Raw genomic sequence first — 18,238 nt, 5'->3', positions numbered from 1 at the left:
TGCCTGACCCCATGGCGTGCCGACAAAGCGGATGGGCTTTCATGGATTTTCACTGGGATACGACTCTTCAAGACAGGCATGACCGAATCGTTACCGAGCTGAGCACGTGGCCCCGGCCCGATGAGGATTACTACACCAGGGAGCAGTGGCAGTCGGTCGCCGAGCTCGGACTGCTCGTGCTGCCGATTCCCGGCGCGCACGGCGGTTCCGGGTACGGCGCCCTGGAGACCGCCCGACTGGTGGACGCCTTCGGCCGGGGCGCGCCGGACCTGGGGCTGGTGTTCGCCGCCTGCGCGCACACCTTCGCGTGCGCGATCCCCGTGGCCGAGTTCGCCGAGGACGGCCTGCGGGAGTGGGTGCTGCCCAGGCTCTGTTCCGGGGAGTGGATCGCCGGGAACGCCGTCTCGGAGGCCGAGGCCGGCTCCGACGTGAACGCGATGCGCACCACCGCGGTGCGCGACGGCGACCACTACGTACTGAACGGCACCAAGTCCTTCGTCAGCAACGGTCCGGTGGCCGACGTCTTCGTCGTCTACGCCGTCACCGACCCGTCCCTGGGCCACCTGGGCATCAGCGCCTTTCTGATCGAGCGTGACACCCCTGGCCTCCGTGCCGGAGAGCCGATGCCCAAGGCGAGCCTGCGCAGCTGCCCGGCCGGCCCGGTCGTCCTCGACGACTGTCGGGTGACCGCTGGGCACCGGATCGGCCCGGAGGGCCACGGCGCCGCGATCTTCCAGCGCTCGATGCAGTGGGAACGGACCTGCCTGCTGTCCGCCTACAACGGCCGGACGGAACGGCTGATCGACCGTTGCGTGGAACACGCCACCACCCGGCGGCAGTTCAAGCGGCCGATCGGCACCAACCAGGCCGTCTCACACAGACTCGTCGACGCCCGGATTCGACTGGAAGCGGCCAGGCTGCTGCTCTGGCAGGCCTGTTGGCGGCTCGACCAGGGCATCCGCGCCGTCCTCGACGTCAGCATGGCGAAGATCGCGATCAGCGAGAACGCGGTGCAGACCGCGCTGGAGGCGGTCCACCTGTTCGGCGGCGCAGGAATCCTGGAGGAGACCGGCATCGACGTCGCGCTCTGCGACGCCCTGCCCTCCACCGTCTTCTCTGGCACCTCGGAGCTGCAGCGAGAGATCGTCGCTGTGGAGATGGGGCTGTGATGCTGCATCAGCTCGTGCGGGACTCCGCCTTGCGCACCCCCGAGTCCCTCGCCGTCGTCGGCCCGGACGGCGAACTCAACTACACCCGCCTCGACCGGTGGGCCGACCGCATCGCCTTGGCGCTGGCCGCACTCGGGGTGCGCGAGGGCGACCGTGTGGGGATCTGGCTCGACAAGTCGGCGGCGGCCGTCGCCACGATGCAGGCCGTCCTGCGTCTCGGCGCCGCCTACGTCCCGCTGGACCCGCACGCCCCGCCGCGCCGGATCGCCTCCCTCGTGTCCGACTGCGCCCCCACCGCCCTGGTCGCGGCACCCGAACGGGCCAAGAAACTGGACGAGTTCGGCAAGCAGCCTCCGCTCCTGAGCGCCTGGCCCGAGGGCTCTCCCTGGCAGCACGTCCCGCAGGCCGAACCCGAGCCGCTCGCCACGCCGCTGCCGCAGCCCGCCCGCGGCGAGGACGACCTCGCGTACATCCTCTACACCTCCGGTTCCACCGGTGACCCGAAGGGCGTCTGCCTCAGCCACCGCAATGCGCTCGCCTTCGTCGACTGGGCCGCCGTCGAACTACGGGCGAGCGGGGCGGACCGGTTCGCCAACCACGCCCCGCTCCACTTCGACCTGTCGGTGCTCGACCTGTACGTCGCCTTCGCGGTAGGTGCCTCGGTGCACCTGGTGCCGCAGGACGCCGCCTACGCCCCGCGCGAGCTCGTCCGCTTCCTGACCGAGCGGGAGATCACAGTCTGGTACTCGGTGCCGGCCGCACTATTGCTCATGATGCGGCACGGCGAACTGCTGGAGACCTCGGTGCCGACCCTGCGGGCGGTGCTGTTCGCGGGCGAGGCGTTCCCCGTCGACCCGCTGCGCCGACTGCGGGCGCACCTGCCGTACGCCAGGTTCCTCAACTTGTACGGGCCGACCGAGACCAATGTCTGCACCTACCACGAGGTCGACCGGATCGACCCGGAGCGGACCGTACCGGTGCCCATCGGCCGGATGTGCTCCGGCGACACGGTGACGGCAGTGCGCCCCGACGGCCGGCCCGTCGGACCGGGCGAGGAGGGCGAGCTGATCGTCTCCGGCCCGACCGTCATGCTCGGCTACTGGGGCCGCCCGCCCCTGGCCGGCGACAGCTACCCCACCGGGGACATCGCACAGGTTCTCCCAGACGGGGGTTTCCAGTACGTCGGCCGCCGCGACGCGATGGTCAAGGTCCGCGGCCACCGGATCGAGCTCGGCGAGATCGAGGCCGCGCTGCAGAGTCACGACGGAGTGGCAGAGGCCGCGGCAACGGTCGTCGGGCACAGCATCGACGCCACGCTGGTGGCCTTCCTGGTGCCTGCCCGCGACCTCGCCCCGTCCCTGCTGGACCTCAAGCGCCACAGCGCGGCCCTGCTGCCGCGGCACGCCATCGTCGACCTGGTGCACGTGCTGCCGAGGCTGCCGCGCACTGGCAACGGCAAGGTCGACCGCCGCGCGCTGGCCGAGCTCGCTCGGGCCCACGAAGCCGGGACCGGCTCAGCCCACGACACCGAGGACACCGGTCGGTAGGTCGGATGGAGGGGCAGTTCGATCCGCCCCTCCACCAGGGCTCATCGAGCCGATCACGAGGCACGAGGCCCCAGAAACGACGAAGTACCGGTGAGTCACATGACTCGACCGGTACTTCGTGAACGCTTCGGAACGATCTCGTGAACGTCCCTGCTGGTGTCCGAGGGGGGACTTGAACCCCCACGCCCGATAAAGGGCACTAGCACCTCAAGCTAGCGCGTCTGCCATTCCGCCACCCGGACCGGTGTGGTGTTCGCGGGGTGTTCCCCGCGGCGACATGGACAACAATACCAAGGTTTCGGAGTGCGTTTCACCCACGTATCCGCAGGCCCGAGGGGTGGGAGACGACCAGCACCCGGACCGTCACACCAGGTGACCGCCCGTCACCGACAGCCGTCCCCGACCCTCCGAACCCCCGGGCCGACGAGGTCAGGGGCAGTGGACGACCTGTCCCGCGTAGGAGAGGTTCCCGCCGAAGCCGAAGAGCAGGACGGGCGCCCCCGAAGTGATCTCCCCGCGCTCGACGAGCTTGGAGAAGGCGAGCGGGATGCTGGCCGCCGAGGTGTTGCCCGAGTCGACGACGTCGCGGGCGACCACGGCGTTCACCGCGCCGATCCGCTCGGCGAGCGGCTCGATGATCCGCAGGTTCGCCTGGTGCAGGACGACCGCCGCGAGGTCGGCGGGGGCGATGCCCGCGCGTTCGCACGCCTGCCGGGCCAGCGGCGGGAGCCGGGTGGTGGCCCACCGGTAGACGCTCTGGCCCTCCTGGGCGAAGACCGGCGGGGTGCCTTCGATCCGCACCGCGTTGCCCATCTCCGGCACCGAACCCCACAGCACCGGACCGATCCCGGGCTCCTGGCCGGGCGCGCAGCGCTCCACGACCGCCGCGCCGGCGCCGTCGCCGACGAGGACGCAGGTGGTGCGGTCGGTCCAGTCCGCAATCTGGGTCATCTTGTCGGCGCCGATGACCAGGGCGCGGGTGGCGGCCCCGGCCCGCACCGTGTGGTCGGCGGTGGCGAGGGCGTGGGTGAAGCCGGCACAGACCACGTTGAGGTCGAGGACCGCGGGGCCGGGCATGCCGAGGCGGGCGGCGACCCGGGCGGCCGTGTTCGGGGAGCGGTCGATCGCGGTGGAGGTGGCGACCACCACCAGGTCGACGTCGGCGGGGGTGAGACCGGCCGCGGCGAGGGCCTTGGCCCCGGCGTGCGCGGCCAGCTCGTCCACGGGCTCCTCGGGTCCGGCGATGTGCCGGGTGCGGATGCCGACGCGGGAGGTGATCCAGTCGTCGCTGGTCTCCACCATGCCCGCAAGGTCCTCGTTGGTGAGGACGCCGGCCGGCTGGTAGTGACCCAGCGCCGCGATGCGCGTGCCCTGCAAGAGTCCCCCTCGGGTTCCGGTGAGATCACGGAAGTTCCAGTCTGGGGAGCGACCCGCCAATATGCGGACGAGTAAAGCGACAGGAATCGGCCGTACGTCTTGTTGGCTCCGATCATGACCCCAGGCCGGCGGTCGCCCCTCGTGCGGAAGAATGACGGGACGGCACCGGACGGGAACGGGCCGGCCGCTACGCAGAGAACCGGGACGGTTACACATGGGACGGGTCACCGAGCGCCGACGGGTCGTCCGCGTGCGGGACGGACGGGTGGACCACCGGCCGGACACCCTGGTCGCCGAGGAGCCCCTGGAGATCAGACTCAACGGCAAGCCGCTGGCGATCACCATGCGGACGCCCGGCGACGACTTCGCGCTGGCAGCGGGGTTCCTGGTGAGCGAGGGGGTGCTGAGCTCACCGGCGGACCTGCGCACGATCGCCTACTGCGCGGGCGCCACCGCGGACGGCAAGAACACGTACAACGTGGTGGACGTGCGGCTCGCCCCCGGTGTGCCGGTTCCGGACATCACCCTGGAACGGAACGTGTACACGACCTCGTCGTGCGGGCTGTGCGGCAAGGCCAGCCTCGACGCGGTGCGCACCCATGCGCGGTGGGCCATCACCGACGACCCGCCGCTGCGGCTGTCCCCCGCGCTGATCGCGGAGTTGCCGGAGCGGCTGCGGGCGGCGCAGCGGGTGTTCGACCGTACCGGTGGGCTGCATGCGGCGGCCCTGTTCGACGAGGACGGGGAGCTGCTGGACGTGCGTGAGGACGTGGGGCGCCACAACGCCGTCGACAAGGTGATCGGCGGGGCGCTTCGGGCGGGCGGGCTGCCGCTGTCCCGCTCCGTGCTCCTGGTGTCGGGTCGCGCCTCCTTCGAGTTGGCGCAGAAGGCGGTGATGGCGGGCATCCCGGTGCTCGCGGCGGTCTCCGCGCCCTCGTCCCTGGCGGTGGACCTCGCGGACGAGGCGGGGCTCACCCTGATCGGCTTCCTGCGGGGGTCGTCGATGAACGTGTACGCGCACGACCGTCGGGTGGCGCTGGGCGATCCGGCGCCCTGACCGCCCGGGGCGGGGTTCACCGCACCGTGGACCCGGGCCGTCCGCGGCGACTAGCGTCGCCCCCGTGTCCTTCGCCCCCGGGCAGCCGCAGGTGCGTGCGGCTCGGCCCCGTCGCCCGGCCCGTGCCGTCGCGGGCGCGTCGGTGGCGCTCGCGGTGCTGGTCGCCGGCACGGTGTGGGCATTGCGGGACGGGGGCGGTGCGCGGGACGGCGCGTCGTGTTCCCCGCGCACCGTTGCGTCCTGGCGCCCGGACCCCGCGGTGACCGGGGAGTTCGCCCGGTACGGCGACGACACCTCGCGCGCGGACGACTGGACGGGCGGGGACGGCACCCATGCGGTGCGGCTGCCGGACGGACGCGTGTTGTGGCTGTTCTCGGACACGTTCCTCGGGGAGGTGCGACCGCCGCCGAACCCGGTGGGCCAACCGCACGCGTGGCGGGAGATGAGCGCGCCCGCGGTCCGCAACAGCGGGGTGCTGATGTCGGCGTCGGGAACGCTGGAGCGGACGTTGCCCGCACCGCTGTTCCCCGACCCGTTGCCGGGGCGTTGGCGTTGGCCGGTGGCCGCGCAGGTGGAGCCGCGGACCGTCGGCTCCGCGGAGCGGGTGCTGCGGGTGCTGTTGTGGACGCGGGACCCGGGACGGTCGCCGTGGATCTACGGGGTGCCCGCCGCGACGGAGGTCGCCACGCTGTCGTTGCCGGACCTCAGGGTCGAGGAGGTCGTGACGGTGCTGGACCAGACGTCGGTCCCGGACCCCGCCGCGCGGGTGCTGTTCGGTACGGCGACCGTCACGGACCGGGAGTGGACGTACGTGTTCGGCGGCGACGACGGCCGCTCGGCGCTCGGGGGACGCGCGAACGCGTACGTGGCCCGGGTCCCGGCGGGGAGGCTCGCGGAGCCCGGCGCGTGGCGGTACTGGGACGGCCGTCGTTGGGGTGCGCGGGCGACGCCGCGTCCGGTGGTGGGGGACGGGCGGACGCAGGGGGTGGGCAGTGCGTTCACGGTGGTCCGGGACGGGGACACGTACACCCTGCTCACCATGGCGTCGGGTACCGAGGGGCTGACCTCGGTGGCGGGGTACTGGGCGTGCTCGCCGACCGGTCCCTGGCACGGTCCCGTGCGGGGCTTCACCCCGCCGCTGCCCGAGGACGCGGGCGGCGGCCGGGGGCTCGCCGCGTACAACCCGCGGGCCCATCCCTCGCTGGGCGGCGGGGGCGGGCTGCTGGTCAGCTACGACGTGAACTGGCTGGACGCCGCGGCGGGCGTGGCGCACGCGGAGGTCAACCGGAACGTGGCGCTGTACCGGCCGCGGTTCCTGCGGGTGCGGCTGTCGGCCGGGGAGTGACCCCGTGGACGGCTGCACCGCGGCGGCCACGAACCGCATGCCCGGTACGGACCGCGTGCCCGGTACGGGCCCGCACCGGTGGTGGTCGTGGTGACGGCGTGGCGATCGGGCGGAAGCCGTGTCGATCCGGTGCAGATCCCGGCCTCGGGGCCCGGCGGACGGCCACGATGTACGTGCGGGCGAAGGCAACGGGCCCGCCCGCACGGATGGTCGGCGCCGCCGGGGACCCCCGCCGGAAGGGGGGTACGACGCCCCCTCCCGCAGGGCGTTCGGGTGGGGTACGGTCGCGGCGCCGTGGGAGAGCCGCCACAAGGAGCCCAGTTGCGCGAGTTCGCCAGCCCGCCGTTGCCCGAGGTGTCGCCGCCGCTCGTGGGCGGTCTCGCCGACTCCGTCTTCGCGTGCGCCCGCTCCGATCCCCGGCACGTGGTGCTCGCCCGGCAGGAGGAGCCGGGCGCCTGGCGCGACGTCACCGCCGCTGAGTTCCGCGACGAGGTCACGGCGCTCGCCAAGGGCCTGTTGGCGGAGGGCGTCCGTGGCGGGGACCGGGTCGCCATCATGGCGCGGACCCGCTACGAGTGGACGCTGTTCGACTTCGCGCTGTGGACCGTCGGGGCCGAGGTCGTCCCGGTCCACCCGACGTCGTCGGCGGAGCAGGTCCTGTGGATGCTGCACGAGACCGGGGTGGTGGCCGCGATGGTGGAGCACGAGGACCACGCGATGACCGTGGCCACCGTCATCGACCGGCTGCCGCGGCTGCGTCGGCTGTGGCAGCTCGACGCGGGCGCGCTGGGGGAACTGTACGAGGCGGGGGCGCACCTGGCGGACGACCTGGTCCACCGGCACCGCAGGCTGGTGCGTCCGGACTCGATCGCGACGGTGGTGTACACGTCCGGCACCACGGGGCGCCCGCGCGGCTGCGCGCTCACGCACGGCAATCTGATGTTCGAGGCTGACACGATCTACCACGGGTGGCGGGAGGTGTTCCGGCCCCGGCGGGGCGGCGCGCCGTCGACCCTGTTGTTCCTGCCGCTGGCGCACGTCTTCGGTCGGACGGCGCAGGTGGCGGCGGTCCGCGGGAAGGTGCGGTTCGGTCATCTGCCGGAGCCGGACGGGGCGGGTCTGCTCGCCGGGCTGGCGACGTTCCGGCCGACGTTCCTGCTCACGGTGGAGCACGTCTTCGAGCGGATCTTCCAGGCGGCCCGTCGGCGGGCCGAGCGGGAGGGCGGGCTCGCCCGGTTCGAGAAGGCCGTGGCGACGGCGGTGGCCTACGCCGAGGCGTGGGAGGACCGGGCGTTCGGTACCGGCCCCGGACCCTCCGCGGCCCTGCGGGCCCGGCACCGGTGGTACGACCGGGCGGTCTACGCCGAGCTGCGTCGGGCGCTGGGCGGGCGGGCCCGGTGCGCGATGTCGGGCGGTGCGGCGATGGAGCGTTCGCTGGGGCTGTTCTTCGCGGGCGCGGGGATCACGGTGTACGAGGGGTACGGGCTGACGGAGACGACGGGCCCGTCGACGGGGAATCCGCCGGGGCGGGTGCGCTGCGGGACGGTGGGACCGCCGCTGCCGGGCACCCGGGTGCACATCGCGGCGGACGGCGAGGTGTGGCTGCACGGTCCGCACGTCTTCCACGGGTACCTGGACGACGCCAAGGCCACGGAGGCGGTGCTCGTGGACGGCTGGCTGGCCACCGGTGACCTCGGGACGCTCGACGCGGACGGCCATCTGACGATCACGGGCCGCAAGAACGAGGTCCTGGTGACCGCCGGCGGCAGGAGCGTCTCTCCGTCCCCGTTGGAGGACCGGGTGCGGGGCCATCCGCTGGTCGCGCAGTGCCTCGTCGTGGGCAACGACCGCCCGTACGTGGCCGCGCTGGTCACCCTGGACGCGGAGGCGGTGGCCCACTGGCTGGGGATGCGGGGCAAGGGGGTGCCGCCGGTGGCGGAGTTGGTCCGCGATCCCGATCTGGAGGCCGAAGTGCGCCGCGCGGTGGTCGCCGCGAACACCGGGGTGTCGCCTGCGGAGTCCATCCGCACCTTCCGCATACTCGCCCACCGGTGCACCGCGGAGCACGGGCTGCTCACGCCGTCCCGGAAGCTGAAGCGGGCGGCGATCGAGCGGGCGTACGCCGGTGAGGTGGAGGCGCTGTACCGGATGTGAGTGGCGGGTGGTGACCGTGGGGACACAGTGGGGTGTGGGCACGCCGGGAACGGGAAAGCGGCCCCGCGAACGGAATGCGCCGGCGGACGTGATCGTTCACGATGGAAGGACACCCCGTACGCGCTGACGACCACCCACGACGCGAAGGATCGAGAATCCGTGAGCAGCAAGGTCCCCCCGATCATCTTGAACAACGGCGTCGAGATGCCCCAGCTGGGGTTCGGCGTCTGGCAGGTGCCGGACGACGAGGCCGAGCGGGCGGTGGCCACGGCCCTTGAGGCCGGGTACCGCAGTGTGGACACCGCCGCGGTCTACGGGAACGAGGAGGGCACGGGCCGGGCCCTCGCCTCCTCCGGCATCGCCCGCAAGGACCTGTTCGTCACCACGAAGCTCTGGACCAGCGAGCAGGGGTACGACGCGACGCTGCGCGCGTTCGACGCCTCCCTGGAACGGCTCGGCCTGGAGTACGTGGACCTGTACCTGATCCACTGGCCGGCCCCGGCCCTGGGCAAGGCGGTCGACACCTACAAGGCGTTCGAGAAGATCCATGCGGACGGGCGGGCCACGTCCATCGGCGTGTCGAACTTCCTCCCCGAGCACCTGGAGCAGTTGCTCGACGCCACGTCGGTGATCCCGGCCGTCAACCAGATCGAGTTGCACCCGAGGCTCCAGCAGCGGGCCGCCCGGGAGTTCCACGCGGAGCAGGGCATCGCCACGGAGGCGTGGTCGCCGCTGGGCCAGGGCAAGGGGCTGCTCGACGTGCCGGCGATCGTCGCGATCGCCCAGAAGCACGGGCGCACCCCCGCGCAGGTGGTGCTGCGCTGGCACATCCAGCTGGGGAACGTGGTGATCCCGAAGTCGGTGACCCCGTCCCGGATCGTCGAGAACATCGACGTGTACGGCTTCGCACTGGACACGGAGGACGTCGCGGCGATCAGCGCGCTGAACGAGGACCGTCGGTTGGGCCCGGACCCGGCCGACTTCCACGTGACCTGAGCCGTCCGGCGCCCCCGGCGGCGCCGCGGCCCGCACTCCCGCCCCGGGTTCAGGTGCCCCGGGGCGGGTTCCGTGCGTCAGGCGGGTGCGGCGACGGCCGTGTGCACGGTCTGCGCCGACAGCAGGAAGGCGTCCGGTCGGCGGGCCAGCCCCTCGGGGGCGTCGGGGTCGAGGAGCCGGTCGAGGGTGGCCAGGTCGTCCGCGTCGAGGACGTCGGTCACCATCTCGCGACGGCGTCGGACGGTGTCGATCACGAACTCCCGGTCGCCGTCGGACAGCGGGGCCGGCCGGTCGAGGAGGAAGGTGCGGGTCGCGCTGGGCTTCAGCCCGGTGGAGGCCAGCAGTGCGGCCCAGTCCTCGGTCTCCCGGGTGGAGCCGGGCAGTTCGGCCCGCATCGCGGAGAAGCGGTCCTGTTCGGCGGCGTCGATGCGGCTCCAGAGACCGGGGCGTCCGAATCCGACGTCCCGCGGCAGTACGCGCGTGGGCAGCCCGCCCTCCAGCAGGGCGACGACCCCGCCCGGCGCGATCCGCTGCGCGATCGCGGCGAGCGCGGCCCGCTGGTCCCCCACGTGGTGCAGCGACCGGCCGAGCCAGACCAGTCCGGCGGGTTCCAGGGCGCCGAGGCCGTCCGGGAGTTCCGCCCGGTGGGTGCGGACCCGTTCCGTGAGTCCGGCGCGCTGTGCGCGCTCCCGGGCGCGGGCGAGCAGGAACTCCTCGGGGTCGACGGCGGTGACCCGGGCACGGGGGAACTCCTCGGCGAGGAGGCAGGAGACGACTCCGGGGCCGCTGCCCACGTCGAGGATCCGGTCCGGCGCGGGGTGGGAGGCGGCGATCCAGCGGGCGATCTCGCGGTACTGGGGTGCGGCCGTCTCGCCCTCCCGTTCGAGGTGCGGGGCGAGCTCCGTCCAGTCCATGGTGTGGGCGTGGTGGTGTCCGCCGTCCTGGTTCGCAGGGCCGTGCCGGTGCGGTGCGTGCGCCATGGGTCCGCCTTCCGTGGGGTGCGCGGGTGGCGGTGCGCTCGGAGTTGCGCCCGCCGGTACGGTCAGGGTGCGCGCGGGGTGCGTTGCGGAGCCACTCCCGTTGCCGATCCGGCAAAACCGCTTCCCGCGGGGCATCCGATTCGGCGCGCGGGACGCACATCCACCTCGGCGCGGGGGGAGACGGCTGCACGTCGCGCGCCCTGGCGTGATCGCGCCACCGCCGCCCGCTTCCTCAGCAAATGGTGCGACTTCTCCTTGCCGAAGGGGTCACAGGTGCGGCCACAGCGGCCCATCTGGTCACGCACCGGGCGCGCCCGTCGTCTACCTTCGGAGCATGACTACCGCACTGCCCGCCGCGCCCCGGTCCCTCCGTAGCGACTCCCCCGGCTCCCCGGCAGCGCGCGGTGTGGGCCCGCTGTTGCGCGGCTGGCGGGAGCGGCAGCGGGTGAGCCAGCTGGAACTGGCACTGCGCGCGGGGTCGTCGGCGCGTCACATCAGCTTCGTGGAGACGGGGCGTTCCCGCCCGAGCGAGGAGCTGATCCTGCGCCTGGCGGACCATCTGGACGTTCCGGTGCGCGAGCGCAATGCGCTGCTGCTGGCGGCGGGTTACGCGCCGCGGTTCCCGGAGACGCCGATGGACGATCCGGCGCTGGACGGTCTGCGCGAGGGACTGGAACGACTGCTGACCGGCTACGAGCCGTATCCGGCGCTGGTCGTCGACGCCACGTACGACGTGATCGCGGCGAACCGGGGCATCACGATGCTGCTCGCCGGGGTTCCGGAGCACCTGTTGGTCCCGCCGTTGAACGCGATGCGGCTGATCCTGCACCCGGAGGGCGTCGCCCCGCGCATCCGCAACCTCCGCGAATGGCGCGGGCACCTGCTGGAACAGATGGAGCGTCAGATCGCGCTCGACCGGTCGCCGGCGCTGCGGGACCTGTACGAGGAGGTGGCCGCGTACCCGGTGCTCAACGAGGGCGTGCCGGCGGCGCACGGGGCCACCCATCCGTACTTCGCCCTGCCGATGCAGGTGGAGCACGACGGTCGGGTGCTGTCGTTCGTTTCGTCGATCTCGACCTTCAACACCCCCATGGACGTGACGGTCGCGGAGCTGGCGATCGAGACGTTCCTCCCGGCGGACCGGGCCACCTCCGACTACCTCCGGTCGCTGGACAGTTGACGGGGCGTCACCTTTCGCCGGGCGTTCCCCTCCGACCGGACTTTGTCGTGTGACTTACGCCACCACGGACGGCCGTAGTCCGTCTGTTCTCTTCCCGAACGCCCGGTTCCCACCCGGCGCCGGGCGCGTCACCGGAACGTCACTTCCGCTGTGAACGACGGACTGGCCCCGCCGCGTAGCCACGACATGACACACTGCTCACGTTTGTTCGGCACGTGGGGAGGTGTGACGTGAGTGAAAGGCGCGCCGCGCCGACCGTCGGACAGGTCGTCCTCGGCAGGCGGCTCAAGGAACTGCGGGAGGCCAAGGAGCTGACCCGCGAGCAGGCGGCGGCCGAGCTACGGGTCACCGCGGCCACCGTCCGGCGGATGGAGACCGCCGAGGTGGCGTTGAAGGTGCCCTACGTGCATGTGCTGCTGGGCATGTACGGGGCGTCCGCGGAGGAGGTCGACGGCTTTCTGTCACTCGTCGAGGAGGCCAACCAGCCGGGCTGGTGGCAGCGGTACCACGACGTCCTGCCGGAGTGGTTCAGCCTCTACGTCAGCCTGGAGGCCGAGGCACGGCTCATCAGGTCGTACGAGCCGCACTTCGTGCCGGGCATCCTCCAGACCGACCACTACGCGCGTGAGGTCATGACGGCGGGCACCATCGGGCACACCCGCCCCGAAGAGGTGGAGCGCCACGTCGAGCTGCGCATCGACCGCCAGCAGTTGTTGGCAAAGCCGGACGCCCCGCACCTGTGGATCATCATGGACGAGACGGTGCTGCGCCGTCCGGTGGCGGGACCCGAGGTGATGGCCGAGCAGATGGACCGGCTGCTCACCGCCGCCCGCACCCCCGGGCTCACCCTCCAGATCGCCGAGTTCCACAACGGACCCCACCCGGGAACGTACGGGCCCTTCTCCCTGTTCCGCTTCGCCCAGGCGGAGTTGCAGGACATGGTGTACTGCGAGTTCCTGACCGGGGCGCTGTACCTCGACTCGCAGATCGAGGTGGCCAACCACCTGGAGGTCCTGGACCACATGTCGGCCCAGGCCGCCTCCACCGACCGCACCCGGGAGATCCTGCGGGAGGCCCGCGACGCCTACCGGGCGCAGGCGAAGGAGCAGGCGTTCCGCGAGGAGGCGGAAGCCCTCGACGCCGAGCGGTGCGAGGCGGGCGCCCAGCACCACCCCGCCTGACGGGGCCGCCCCGGGCGCGGGAGACCGCGGCTCAGCCGGTGCCGCCCCCGTACTGGCGGGTGGAACGGTCGATCTGCGCCAGGTTGCGCAGCGCAGCGAACATCGCGTCACCCATGACGGTGCCGACGATGACGCTCTCCACCAGTTCGTCGAGCACGCCCCGGGTCGCCACGAAGTCGAGGTCCGCCCGGGCGACCCGTTCGGCGGCCTCGGCGTAGTCGTCGAGCACGGCCGTGAACTCGCCGAGCCCCACGCGTTGCAGCGCCGCCAGGGCGGCGGCGAGCGCTTCGTTGCCCGGGCAGTCCTTGTAGATCAACCAGCCCCGGCGGGCGATCAGTTCCTCCACCTGCCGGCGGGCCGCCGCGAGCACTCCGTCGTCATCGGCGTGTCCGTCACCCGTGGGCAGTCGTTGCACCAGTAGGTCGGAGGCGGCACCCAGGACGCTGTGCACCGACCGGCCGGGGTCGTCGACCGCCGCCAGGACGTCCCGGATGGCCGCGATGCGCAGCCCACCGACGTCCAGCAGGGCCCGGATCAGTCGTAGCCGGTGTTCATGGGCGTCCCCGTAGTCGGCCTGGTTGCGGCTGGTCAACTCACCGCCGGGGAGCAGCCCTTCCCGCACGTAGTACTTGATCGTCGGCACCGGGACCCCGGTCCTCCTGCTCAGCTCGCCGATGCGCACGACCCGCCCGCCCTTCCGCCCTTGCGTCTCACACCGCCCATCCTAGAGAGTGTCCCCAACAGATAGCGGATAGCGCTACTATCCATCGAACGGGATCCTCCATGTCCTCCTGGCGCTCCTGGCACCGCCCCCTGCTCCTCTTCGCCGCATTGATGGTCGTGACGGGCATCGGCTCCGCGGTCGGCCTCCTCGTCGACGACCGCACCCTCACGGGCTCCCCCATCTGGTTCAAGCCCTTCAAGTTCTCGCTCTCGCTGATGATGTACGCGCTCTCCCTGGCGTGGACGCTCTCCCTCGCCACCCGCGCCCACCGGCTCGCCTGGTGGGCCGGGACCGTCGTCGCCGCGGCCGGCGCCGTCGAGATGGTGATCATCATCGGTCAGGTCTTCCGCGGACAGATCAGCCACTTCAACCGCGAGACCTCCTTCGACTCCGCCCTCTACGACGTCATGGCCGTCACCATCGTCGTGCTGTGGACGGGCGCGCTGACCATCGCCGTCCTGCTCTTCCGCTCCCGCATCGAGGACCGCGCCGCCGCCTGGACCCTGCGCCTCGGTTCGCTGCTCGCGGTGGTCGGCGCCGCCCTCGGCTTCCTGATGCCCCAACCCACCCCGGAGCAGCGGGCCGCCGCGGAGAACGGCCCGGTCGACGTCGTCGGAGCGCACAGCGTGGGCGTGCCCGACGGCGGACCGTCGATGCCCCTCACCGGTTGGTCCACCACCGGCGGCGACCTCCGCATCCCGCACTTCGTCGGGATGCACGCCCTCCAGGTGCTGCCCCTGCTGCTGCTCGCCCTGGTGGCCCTCGCCCCGCACCTGCCCCGGCTACGGGACGCAACCGTACGGCTGCGGCTGGTGTTCGCCGCCTCGGGCACGTACGCGGCGGTCCTGGCCCTGATCACCTGGCAGGCGCTGCGCGGCCAACCGCTCCTGAAACCCGACACCGCCACCCTCGCGGTCGGTGCGGCCGTCGTCCTGGGCGCCGCCCTCGCCGTCGGCATCTCGCTCGGTTCCACGCCCCGCACCCGCTCCGGGGCGACCGACACCCCACCCGACCCGAGCGACCCGGACCGTGCCGGGCGCACCCACGAGGAGACCTCGGCATGACGGACCTCCTGTTCGACCTCGCCTTCTGGTGCGCCACCCCCGTCTGGCTGCTGATGGTCTTCGCTCCGCGCTGGAGCGTGACGGTGCGTGTCGCGTCCTCGCCGCTGACGGCGCTGCCGATCCTCGTCGTCTACACGGTGCTCGTCGCGCCGGTCCTGCCCGAGCTGTGGGCCCTCGTCACTTCGCCGACCCTGGACCGGATGCACGAGCTGACCGCGCTCGCCGACGGGGCGGGAGCCGTTTGGGCACAGATCATCGCCTGGGACCTGTTGATCGGACAGTGGATCTTCCTGGAGGCCCGCCGCCTGAAGATCAACCCCTGGGTGACCGGCCCGTTGCTGGTCTTCGCGATCCTCCTGTCGCCGTTCGCCCTGCCGGTGTTCCTCCTGCTGCGCGCGGTACGGATGCGGGGCGCCTCCGACGGCACGACGGACGGGAGCCCGCCGGCCGGTGGACGCCACCGCGGCTCCTCCCCCACGGTGTCCGGATAGGCGACGAGCGGCCCCGGACGCCCTGAGCGCAGCGATCCGGCCAACACCCGGGGGGTATTCACGCCGATCCCGTGCGGTCGGTGGCGCGCGGGGCCGCTCCGGGCGCAGCATCGACGGCGACCCCGTGTGCGGAATGGCGGTTCCGCGGCGATCCCCGTCGTCCAGGAGAGCCATGCCCACCGCCACCTTCACCGCGCCCTCCACCGCCCGGCCCGATACCGACGCCGTGATCGTCGGAGCCGGGATGTCCGGTCTCTACCAACTCCTCAAGCTCCGTGAACTGGGGTTGCGGACCGTGGTGTTCGAGGCCGGTGACGACATCGGGGGCACCTGGTACTGGAACCGCTACCCCGGGGCCCGCTGCGACATCGAGTCCATGACGTACTCGTACTCCTTCTCCCCCGAGCTGGACCAGGAGTGGGTGTGGAGCGAGCGGTACGCGAGCCAGCCCGAGATCCTGCGCTACCTCCACCACGTGGCCGACCGGTTCGCGCTGCGCCCGGACATCACCCTGCGGACCCGGGTCACCCGCGCCGTGTACGACGAGACGGCCCGGTGGTGGGAGGTGTCGACGGACACCGGGCAGCGGCTCACCACCCGGTTCCTGATCATGGCATCGGGCTGCTCCACCGTGCCCAAGGGGCCGGAGGTGCCCGGAGTCGAGGAGTTCGCCGGCCCGGTGCACCACACCGCGCGCTGGCCCCGCGAAGGGGTGGAGTTCGCCGGCCGCCGGGTCGCGGTGATCGGCACCGGGGCCTCCGGGGTGCAGTGCGTCCCGCTGATCGCCCGCCGGGCCGCGGAGCTGACGGTGTTCCAGCGCACCCCGGTCTACGCACTGCCCGCGCTGAACCGGCCGCTCACCGACGCGGAAGTCACGGCGCGCAAGGCCGAGTACCCGGAGTTCCGGGCCGCCCAACGGCGTTCCAAGGGCGGCTCCGTGCTCGCCATGCCGACCCGCTCGGCGCTGGAGGTGACGGCCGAGGAACGCCACGCCCGCTACGAGGCGGCCTGGTCCGAGGGCGTGCTCAGCGCGGTGCTGCGCTCGTACACCGACCTACTGGCCGACGCGAGGGCGAACGAGACCGCCGCCGAGTTCGTGCGGGGGAAGATCCGCAGCACCGTCGCCGACCCGGCGACCGCCGAACTCCTGTCGCCCCGGACGTACCCCTTCGGCACCAAGCGCCCCTGTCTGGACACCGGGTACTACGCGACGTTCAACCTGCCCCACGTGCGCCTGGTGGACCTGAAGTCCACTCCCCTCGTGGAGATCACGGCCAAGGGCGTGCGGACCGCCGAGGAGGAGCACCCCGCGGACGTGTTGGTCCTGGCGACCGGGTTCGACTCGATGACCGGGGCGCTCACCACGATCGACCTCGTGGGTCGGGGCGGCGTGACGCTGCGGGAGAAGTGGGCCCGGGGGCCGGTCACCTACCTGGGGCTCGGCTGCGCCGGGTTCCCCAACCTGTTCACGGTCACCGGACCGCTCAGCCCCTCGGTGCTCACCAACATGGCGGTCTCCATCGAGCAGCACGTGGAGTGGATCACCGACTGCGTGCGCTTCCTGCGGGACGGGGAGCTGACCGAGATCGAGGGGACCGCCGAGGCGGAGCGGGCCTGGGTCGCGCACGCGGCCGAGGTCGCCGGCCGCACCCTCTACCCGACGGCCGAGTCCTGGTACACGGGCGCGAACGTGCCCGGAAAGCCGCGCGGGTTCCTCGCGTACCCCGGCGGCGCCGACGTGTACCGGGAACGGTGCGACGCGGTGGCCCGGGACGGGTACGCCGGGTTCACCATCACCTGAGACCCCCCGCGGGGACCGGGACGGCGCCGTGCCCCAGCCAGGGGCGCGGCGCCTTCTCGCGGCGGCCCATGACGGGCGGGACCGCCGGGACTCGGCCGCGCCCGGCCCGCTCTCAGGACCCCGAGTTCAGGGGAAGGTCGTCGTAGCACAGCCTGATCCGGTCCGCGGGTGCCACGGTCCGCAGGACTTCGAGCGGCCGTCCCGCCGAGTCCCTGGTCAGGCGTTCCACCGTCAGCACCGACACCTTGCCGCCGATGCGGAGCCGGGTTGCCTCGTCGGGGCCGGGCAGTCGTGCGGCCACCGTCTCGCTGACCGTGGCCGGTGCGAAACCCGCCGCCGCCAGAGCGCGGTAGACACCGCCCCGGACCTTGTCGGCCGTGGCGATCCCGGCGGCTTCCGCCAGCTGGGCCGGGTACCAGGCGTGCTGGATCTGGACGACGTCATCGGGCCGGATCACCGCGTGACGCGAACGGCGTACGAGTTCCCCGCCGGGCGTGTCCAGCAGCACACCCAACTCCTCGTCCGCGGGAACCCTTTCGACGCCGATCAGCTCCATGGCGCCGTCGATTCCCTGCGCGGCCGTGGCCGCCTGCCACGGCCCGTCGGAGCCGGTGGGGGTCATGGCGTGCCGGTAGCGGCTGAGCGGAATGGCCACGGGGGTCCGGTGCCGGACGACCGTACCGGTCTTGCGGACGGCGACCACCAGGCCCTCGTCGGCGAGTTCCCCGATGGCGTCCCGTACGGTCTGGCGGGCCAGCCCGTACGCGTCCATGAGTTCCGTGATCCTGGGCTCGCGGTCCGTGCGGAGGCTCCGGACGTACGGCTGTTGTGCCTGGTCCCCTCTCCGCAACGCCTCGCGACCCTGCACCGGGTACGGAGGGACCTCACCCGTCAGCTGATGATCGCCGGAGCGCGGCTGATGTCATGGGAGGAGGAGACGGACTCGTGACCGCCGGGGCTGCGGGGCCCGCCACACGGCCCACGCCGTAGACCCCCGAACCGAGCGCCCCCGCCCGGCCACCGCGGAGAGCGCACGGCCCCGGGTCGCGTCACCGTGTTGACGGCGACGCCGCCCCGGGGCGGGGGGCGGGGGGCCCCGGGGGGGGGGGCGCCCCCCACGACTGTCCCCCCACCCCCGCGCCCACTCCCGTTCCGGGGGTGCGGACGGGGGC

General features: G+C 72.7%; 15 protein-coding genes and 1 tRNA gene. 11 read left to right on the top strand and 5 right to left on the bottom strand.

Translation table 11 applies throughout. The features are described from left to right. Positions 1-11 precede the first annotated feature (11 nt). Both ACFWIA_RS32895 and ACFWIA_RS32890 read left to right on the top strand, forming a co-directional pair. Positions 12-1,169 carry an acyl-CoA dehydrogenase family protein gene (locus ACFWIA_RS32895; RefSeq protein ID WP_387010921.1) on the top strand — a complete coding sequence of 386 codons (1,158 nt, stop codon included), beginning with the start codon at positions 12-14 and terminating at the stop codon, positions 1,167-1,169. Further along, on the top strand, positions 1,169-2,716 hold the full coding sequence (locus ACFWIA_RS32890) for an amino acid adenylation domain-containing protein (protein ID WP_387010920.1): 1,548 nt from the start codon (positions 1,169-1,171) through the stop codon (positions 2,714-2,716). The genes ACFWIA_RS32895 and ACFWIA_RS32890 overlap by 1 nt, the downstream gene beginning before the upstream one ends. A gap of 154 nt (positions 2,717-2,870) precedes the next feature. On the opposite strand, the gene ACFWIA_RS32885 is transcribed toward ACFWIA_RS32890, so the two are convergent. Then, positions 2,871-2,958, bottom strand: a tRNA-Leu gene (locus ACFWIA_RS32885). A 187-nt stretch (positions 2,959-3,145) separates the two neighbouring features. Beyond that, positions 3,146-4,093, bottom strand: coding sequence for a beta-ketoacyl-ACP synthase III (locus ACFWIA_RS32880; protein WP_385491131.1), 948 nt, complete (start codon positions 4,091-4,093; stop codon positions 3,146-3,148). Positions 4,094-4,307: 214 nt separating this feature from the next. On the opposite strand from ACFWIA_RS32880, the gene fdhD reads away from it, so the two are divergent. The 4 genes from fdhD to ACFWIA_RS32860 all read left to right on the top strand — a co-directional run bounded on the left by fdhD (position 4,308) and on the right by ACFWIA_RS32860 (position 9,645). Then, positions 4,308-5,150, top strand: coding sequence for a formate dehydrogenase accessory sulfurtransferase FdhD (fdhD, locus tag ACFWIA_RS32875; RefSeq protein WP_387010919.1), 843 nt, complete (start codon positions 4,308-4,310; stop codon positions 5,148-5,150). Positions 5,151-5,214: 64 nt separating this feature from the next. Beyond that, entirely contained in the window at positions 5,215-6,495 is a 1,281-nt protein-coding gene (locus tag ACFWIA_RS32870; protein ID WP_387010918.1) for a DUF4185 domain-containing protein, read from the top strand. A 321-nt stretch (positions 6,496-6,816) separates the two neighbouring features. Next, positions 6,817-8,649: an AMP-dependent synthetase/ligase gene (locus ACFWIA_RS32865; RefSeq protein WP_387010917.1), complete on the top strand. Its 1,833-nt coding sequence runs from the start codon at positions 6,817-6,819 to the stop codon at positions 8,647-8,649. A 159-nt stretch (positions 8,650-8,808) separates the two neighbouring features. Next, the gene (locus ACFWIA_RS32860; protein ID WP_387010916.1) at positions 8,809-9,645 is read left to right on the top strand and encodes an aldo/keto reductase; all 837 of its coding nucleotides are present in this window, start codon (positions 8,809-8,811) and stop codon (positions 9,643-9,645) included. A gap of 77 nt (positions 9,646-9,722) precedes the next feature. Here the strand turns inward: ACFWIA_RS32860 and ACFWIA_RS32855 are convergent, their stop codons facing one another. Beyond that, complete coding sequence (locus tag ACFWIA_RS32855) at positions 9,723-10,625, bottom strand: class I SAM-dependent methyltransferase (protein ID WP_387010915.1); 903 nt, start codon at positions 10,623-10,625, stop codon at positions 9,723-9,725. 334 nt (positions 10,626-10,959) lie between these two features. Between ACFWIA_RS32855 and ACFWIA_RS32850 the strand changes: the two genes are divergently transcribed. Both ACFWIA_RS32850 and ACFWIA_RS32845 read left to right on the top strand, forming a co-directional pair. Beyond that, complete coding sequence (locus tag ACFWIA_RS32850) at positions 10,960-11,805, top strand: helix-turn-helix domain-containing protein (protein WP_387010914.1); 846 nt, start codon at positions 10,960-10,962, stop codon at positions 11,803-11,805. Positions 11,806-12,035: 230 nt separating this feature from the next. Continuing rightward, positions 12,036-12,986: a helix-turn-helix domain-containing protein gene (locus tag ACFWIA_RS32845; RefSeq protein ID WP_387010913.1), complete on the top strand. Its 951-nt coding sequence runs from the start codon at positions 12,036-12,038 to the stop codon at positions 12,984-12,986. 31 nt (positions 12,987-13,017) lie between these two features. Here the strand turns inward: ACFWIA_RS32845 and ACFWIA_RS32840 are convergent, their stop codons facing one another. Next, a complete protein-coding gene (locus ACFWIA_RS32840; RefSeq protein WP_387010912.1) occupies positions 13,018-13,668 on the bottom strand; it encodes a MerR family transcriptional regulator in 651 nt (216 codons plus the stop codon). A gap of 101 nt (positions 13,669-13,769) precedes the next feature. Here ACFWIA_RS32840 and ACFWIA_RS32835 point away from each other — a divergent pair, with 101 nt between their 5' ends. From ACFWIA_RS32835 to ACFWIA_RS32825, 3 genes are all read left to right on the top strand, one after another. After that, positions 13,770-14,774: a hypothetical protein gene (locus ACFWIA_RS32835; protein ID WP_387010911.1), complete on the top strand. Its 1,005-nt coding sequence runs from the start codon at positions 13,770-13,772 to the stop codon at positions 14,772-14,774. Further along, the gene (locus ACFWIA_RS32830; RefSeq protein ID WP_387010910.1) at positions 14,771-15,265 is read left to right on the top strand and encodes an ABA4-like family protein; all 495 of its coding nucleotides are present in this window, start codon (positions 14,771-14,773) and stop codon (positions 15,263-15,265) included. The genes ACFWIA_RS32835 and ACFWIA_RS32830 overlap by 4 nt, the downstream gene beginning before the upstream one ends. A 172-nt stretch (positions 15,266-15,437) precedes the next feature. Continuing rightward, positions 15,438-17,066: a flavin-containing monooxygenase gene (locus tag ACFWIA_RS32825; protein WP_387010909.1), complete on the top strand. Its 1,629-nt coding sequence runs from the start codon at positions 15,438-15,440 to the stop codon at positions 17,064-17,066. A 112-nt stretch (positions 17,067-17,178) separates the two neighbouring features. Here the strand turns inward: ACFWIA_RS32825 and ACFWIA_RS32820 are convergent, their stop codons facing one another. Further along, the gene (locus tag ACFWIA_RS32820; protein WP_387010908.1) at positions 17,179-17,934 is read right to left on the bottom strand and encodes a GntR family transcriptional regulator; all 756 of its coding nucleotides are present in this window, start codon (positions 17,932-17,934) and stop codon (positions 17,179-17,181) included. Between the last annotated feature and the right edge of the window lie 304 nt (positions 17,935-18,238).

The sequence above is a fragment of the Streptomyces sp. NPDC127068 genome (assembly GCF_042724695.1).
GTDB lineage: Bacteria > Actinomycetota > Actinomycetes > Streptomycetales > Streptomycetaceae > Streptomyces.
The sequence above is the reverse complement of the archived record's forward strand: the minus strand, read 5'-3'. Positions and strand labels throughout refer to the sequence as shown.

What these genes read in the sequence shown, in the direction of transcription:
- ACFWIA_RS32895 (WP_387010921.1), top strand. Translation starts at nt 12, where the DNA reads ATGGCGTGCCGACAAAGCGGATGGGCTTTCATGGATTTTCACTGGGAT.
- ACFWIA_RS32890 (WP_387010920.1), top strand. Translation starts at nt 1,169, where the DNA reads ATGCTGCATCAGCTCGTGCGGGACTCCGCCTTGCGCACCCCCGAGTCC.
- fdhD (WP_387010919.1), top strand. Translation starts at nt 4,308, where the DNA reads ATGGGACGGGTCACCGAGCGCCGACGGGTCGTCCGCGTGCGGGACGGA.
- ACFWIA_RS32855 (WP_387010915.1), bottom strand. Translation starts at nt 10,625, where the DNA reads ATGGCGCACGCACCGCACCGGCACGGCCCTGCGAACCAGGACGGCGGA.
- ACFWIA_RS32830 (WP_387010910.1), top strand. Translation starts at nt 14,771, where the DNA reads ATGACGGACCTCCTGTTCGACCTCGCCTTCTGGTGCGCCACCCCCGTC.
- ACFWIA_RS32835 (WP_387010911.1), top strand. Translation starts at nt 13,770, where the DNA reads ATGTCCTCCTGGCGCTCCTGGCACCGCCCCCTGCTCCTCTTCGCCGCA.
- ACFWIA_RS32825 (WP_387010909.1), top strand. Translation starts at nt 15,438, where the DNA reads ATGCCCACCGCCACCTTCACCGCGCCCTCCACCGCCCGGCCCGATACC.
- ACFWIA_RS32850 (WP_387010914.1), top strand. Translation starts at nt 10,960, where the DNA reads ATGACTACCGCACTGCCCGCCGCGCCCCGGTCCCTCCGTAGCGACTCC.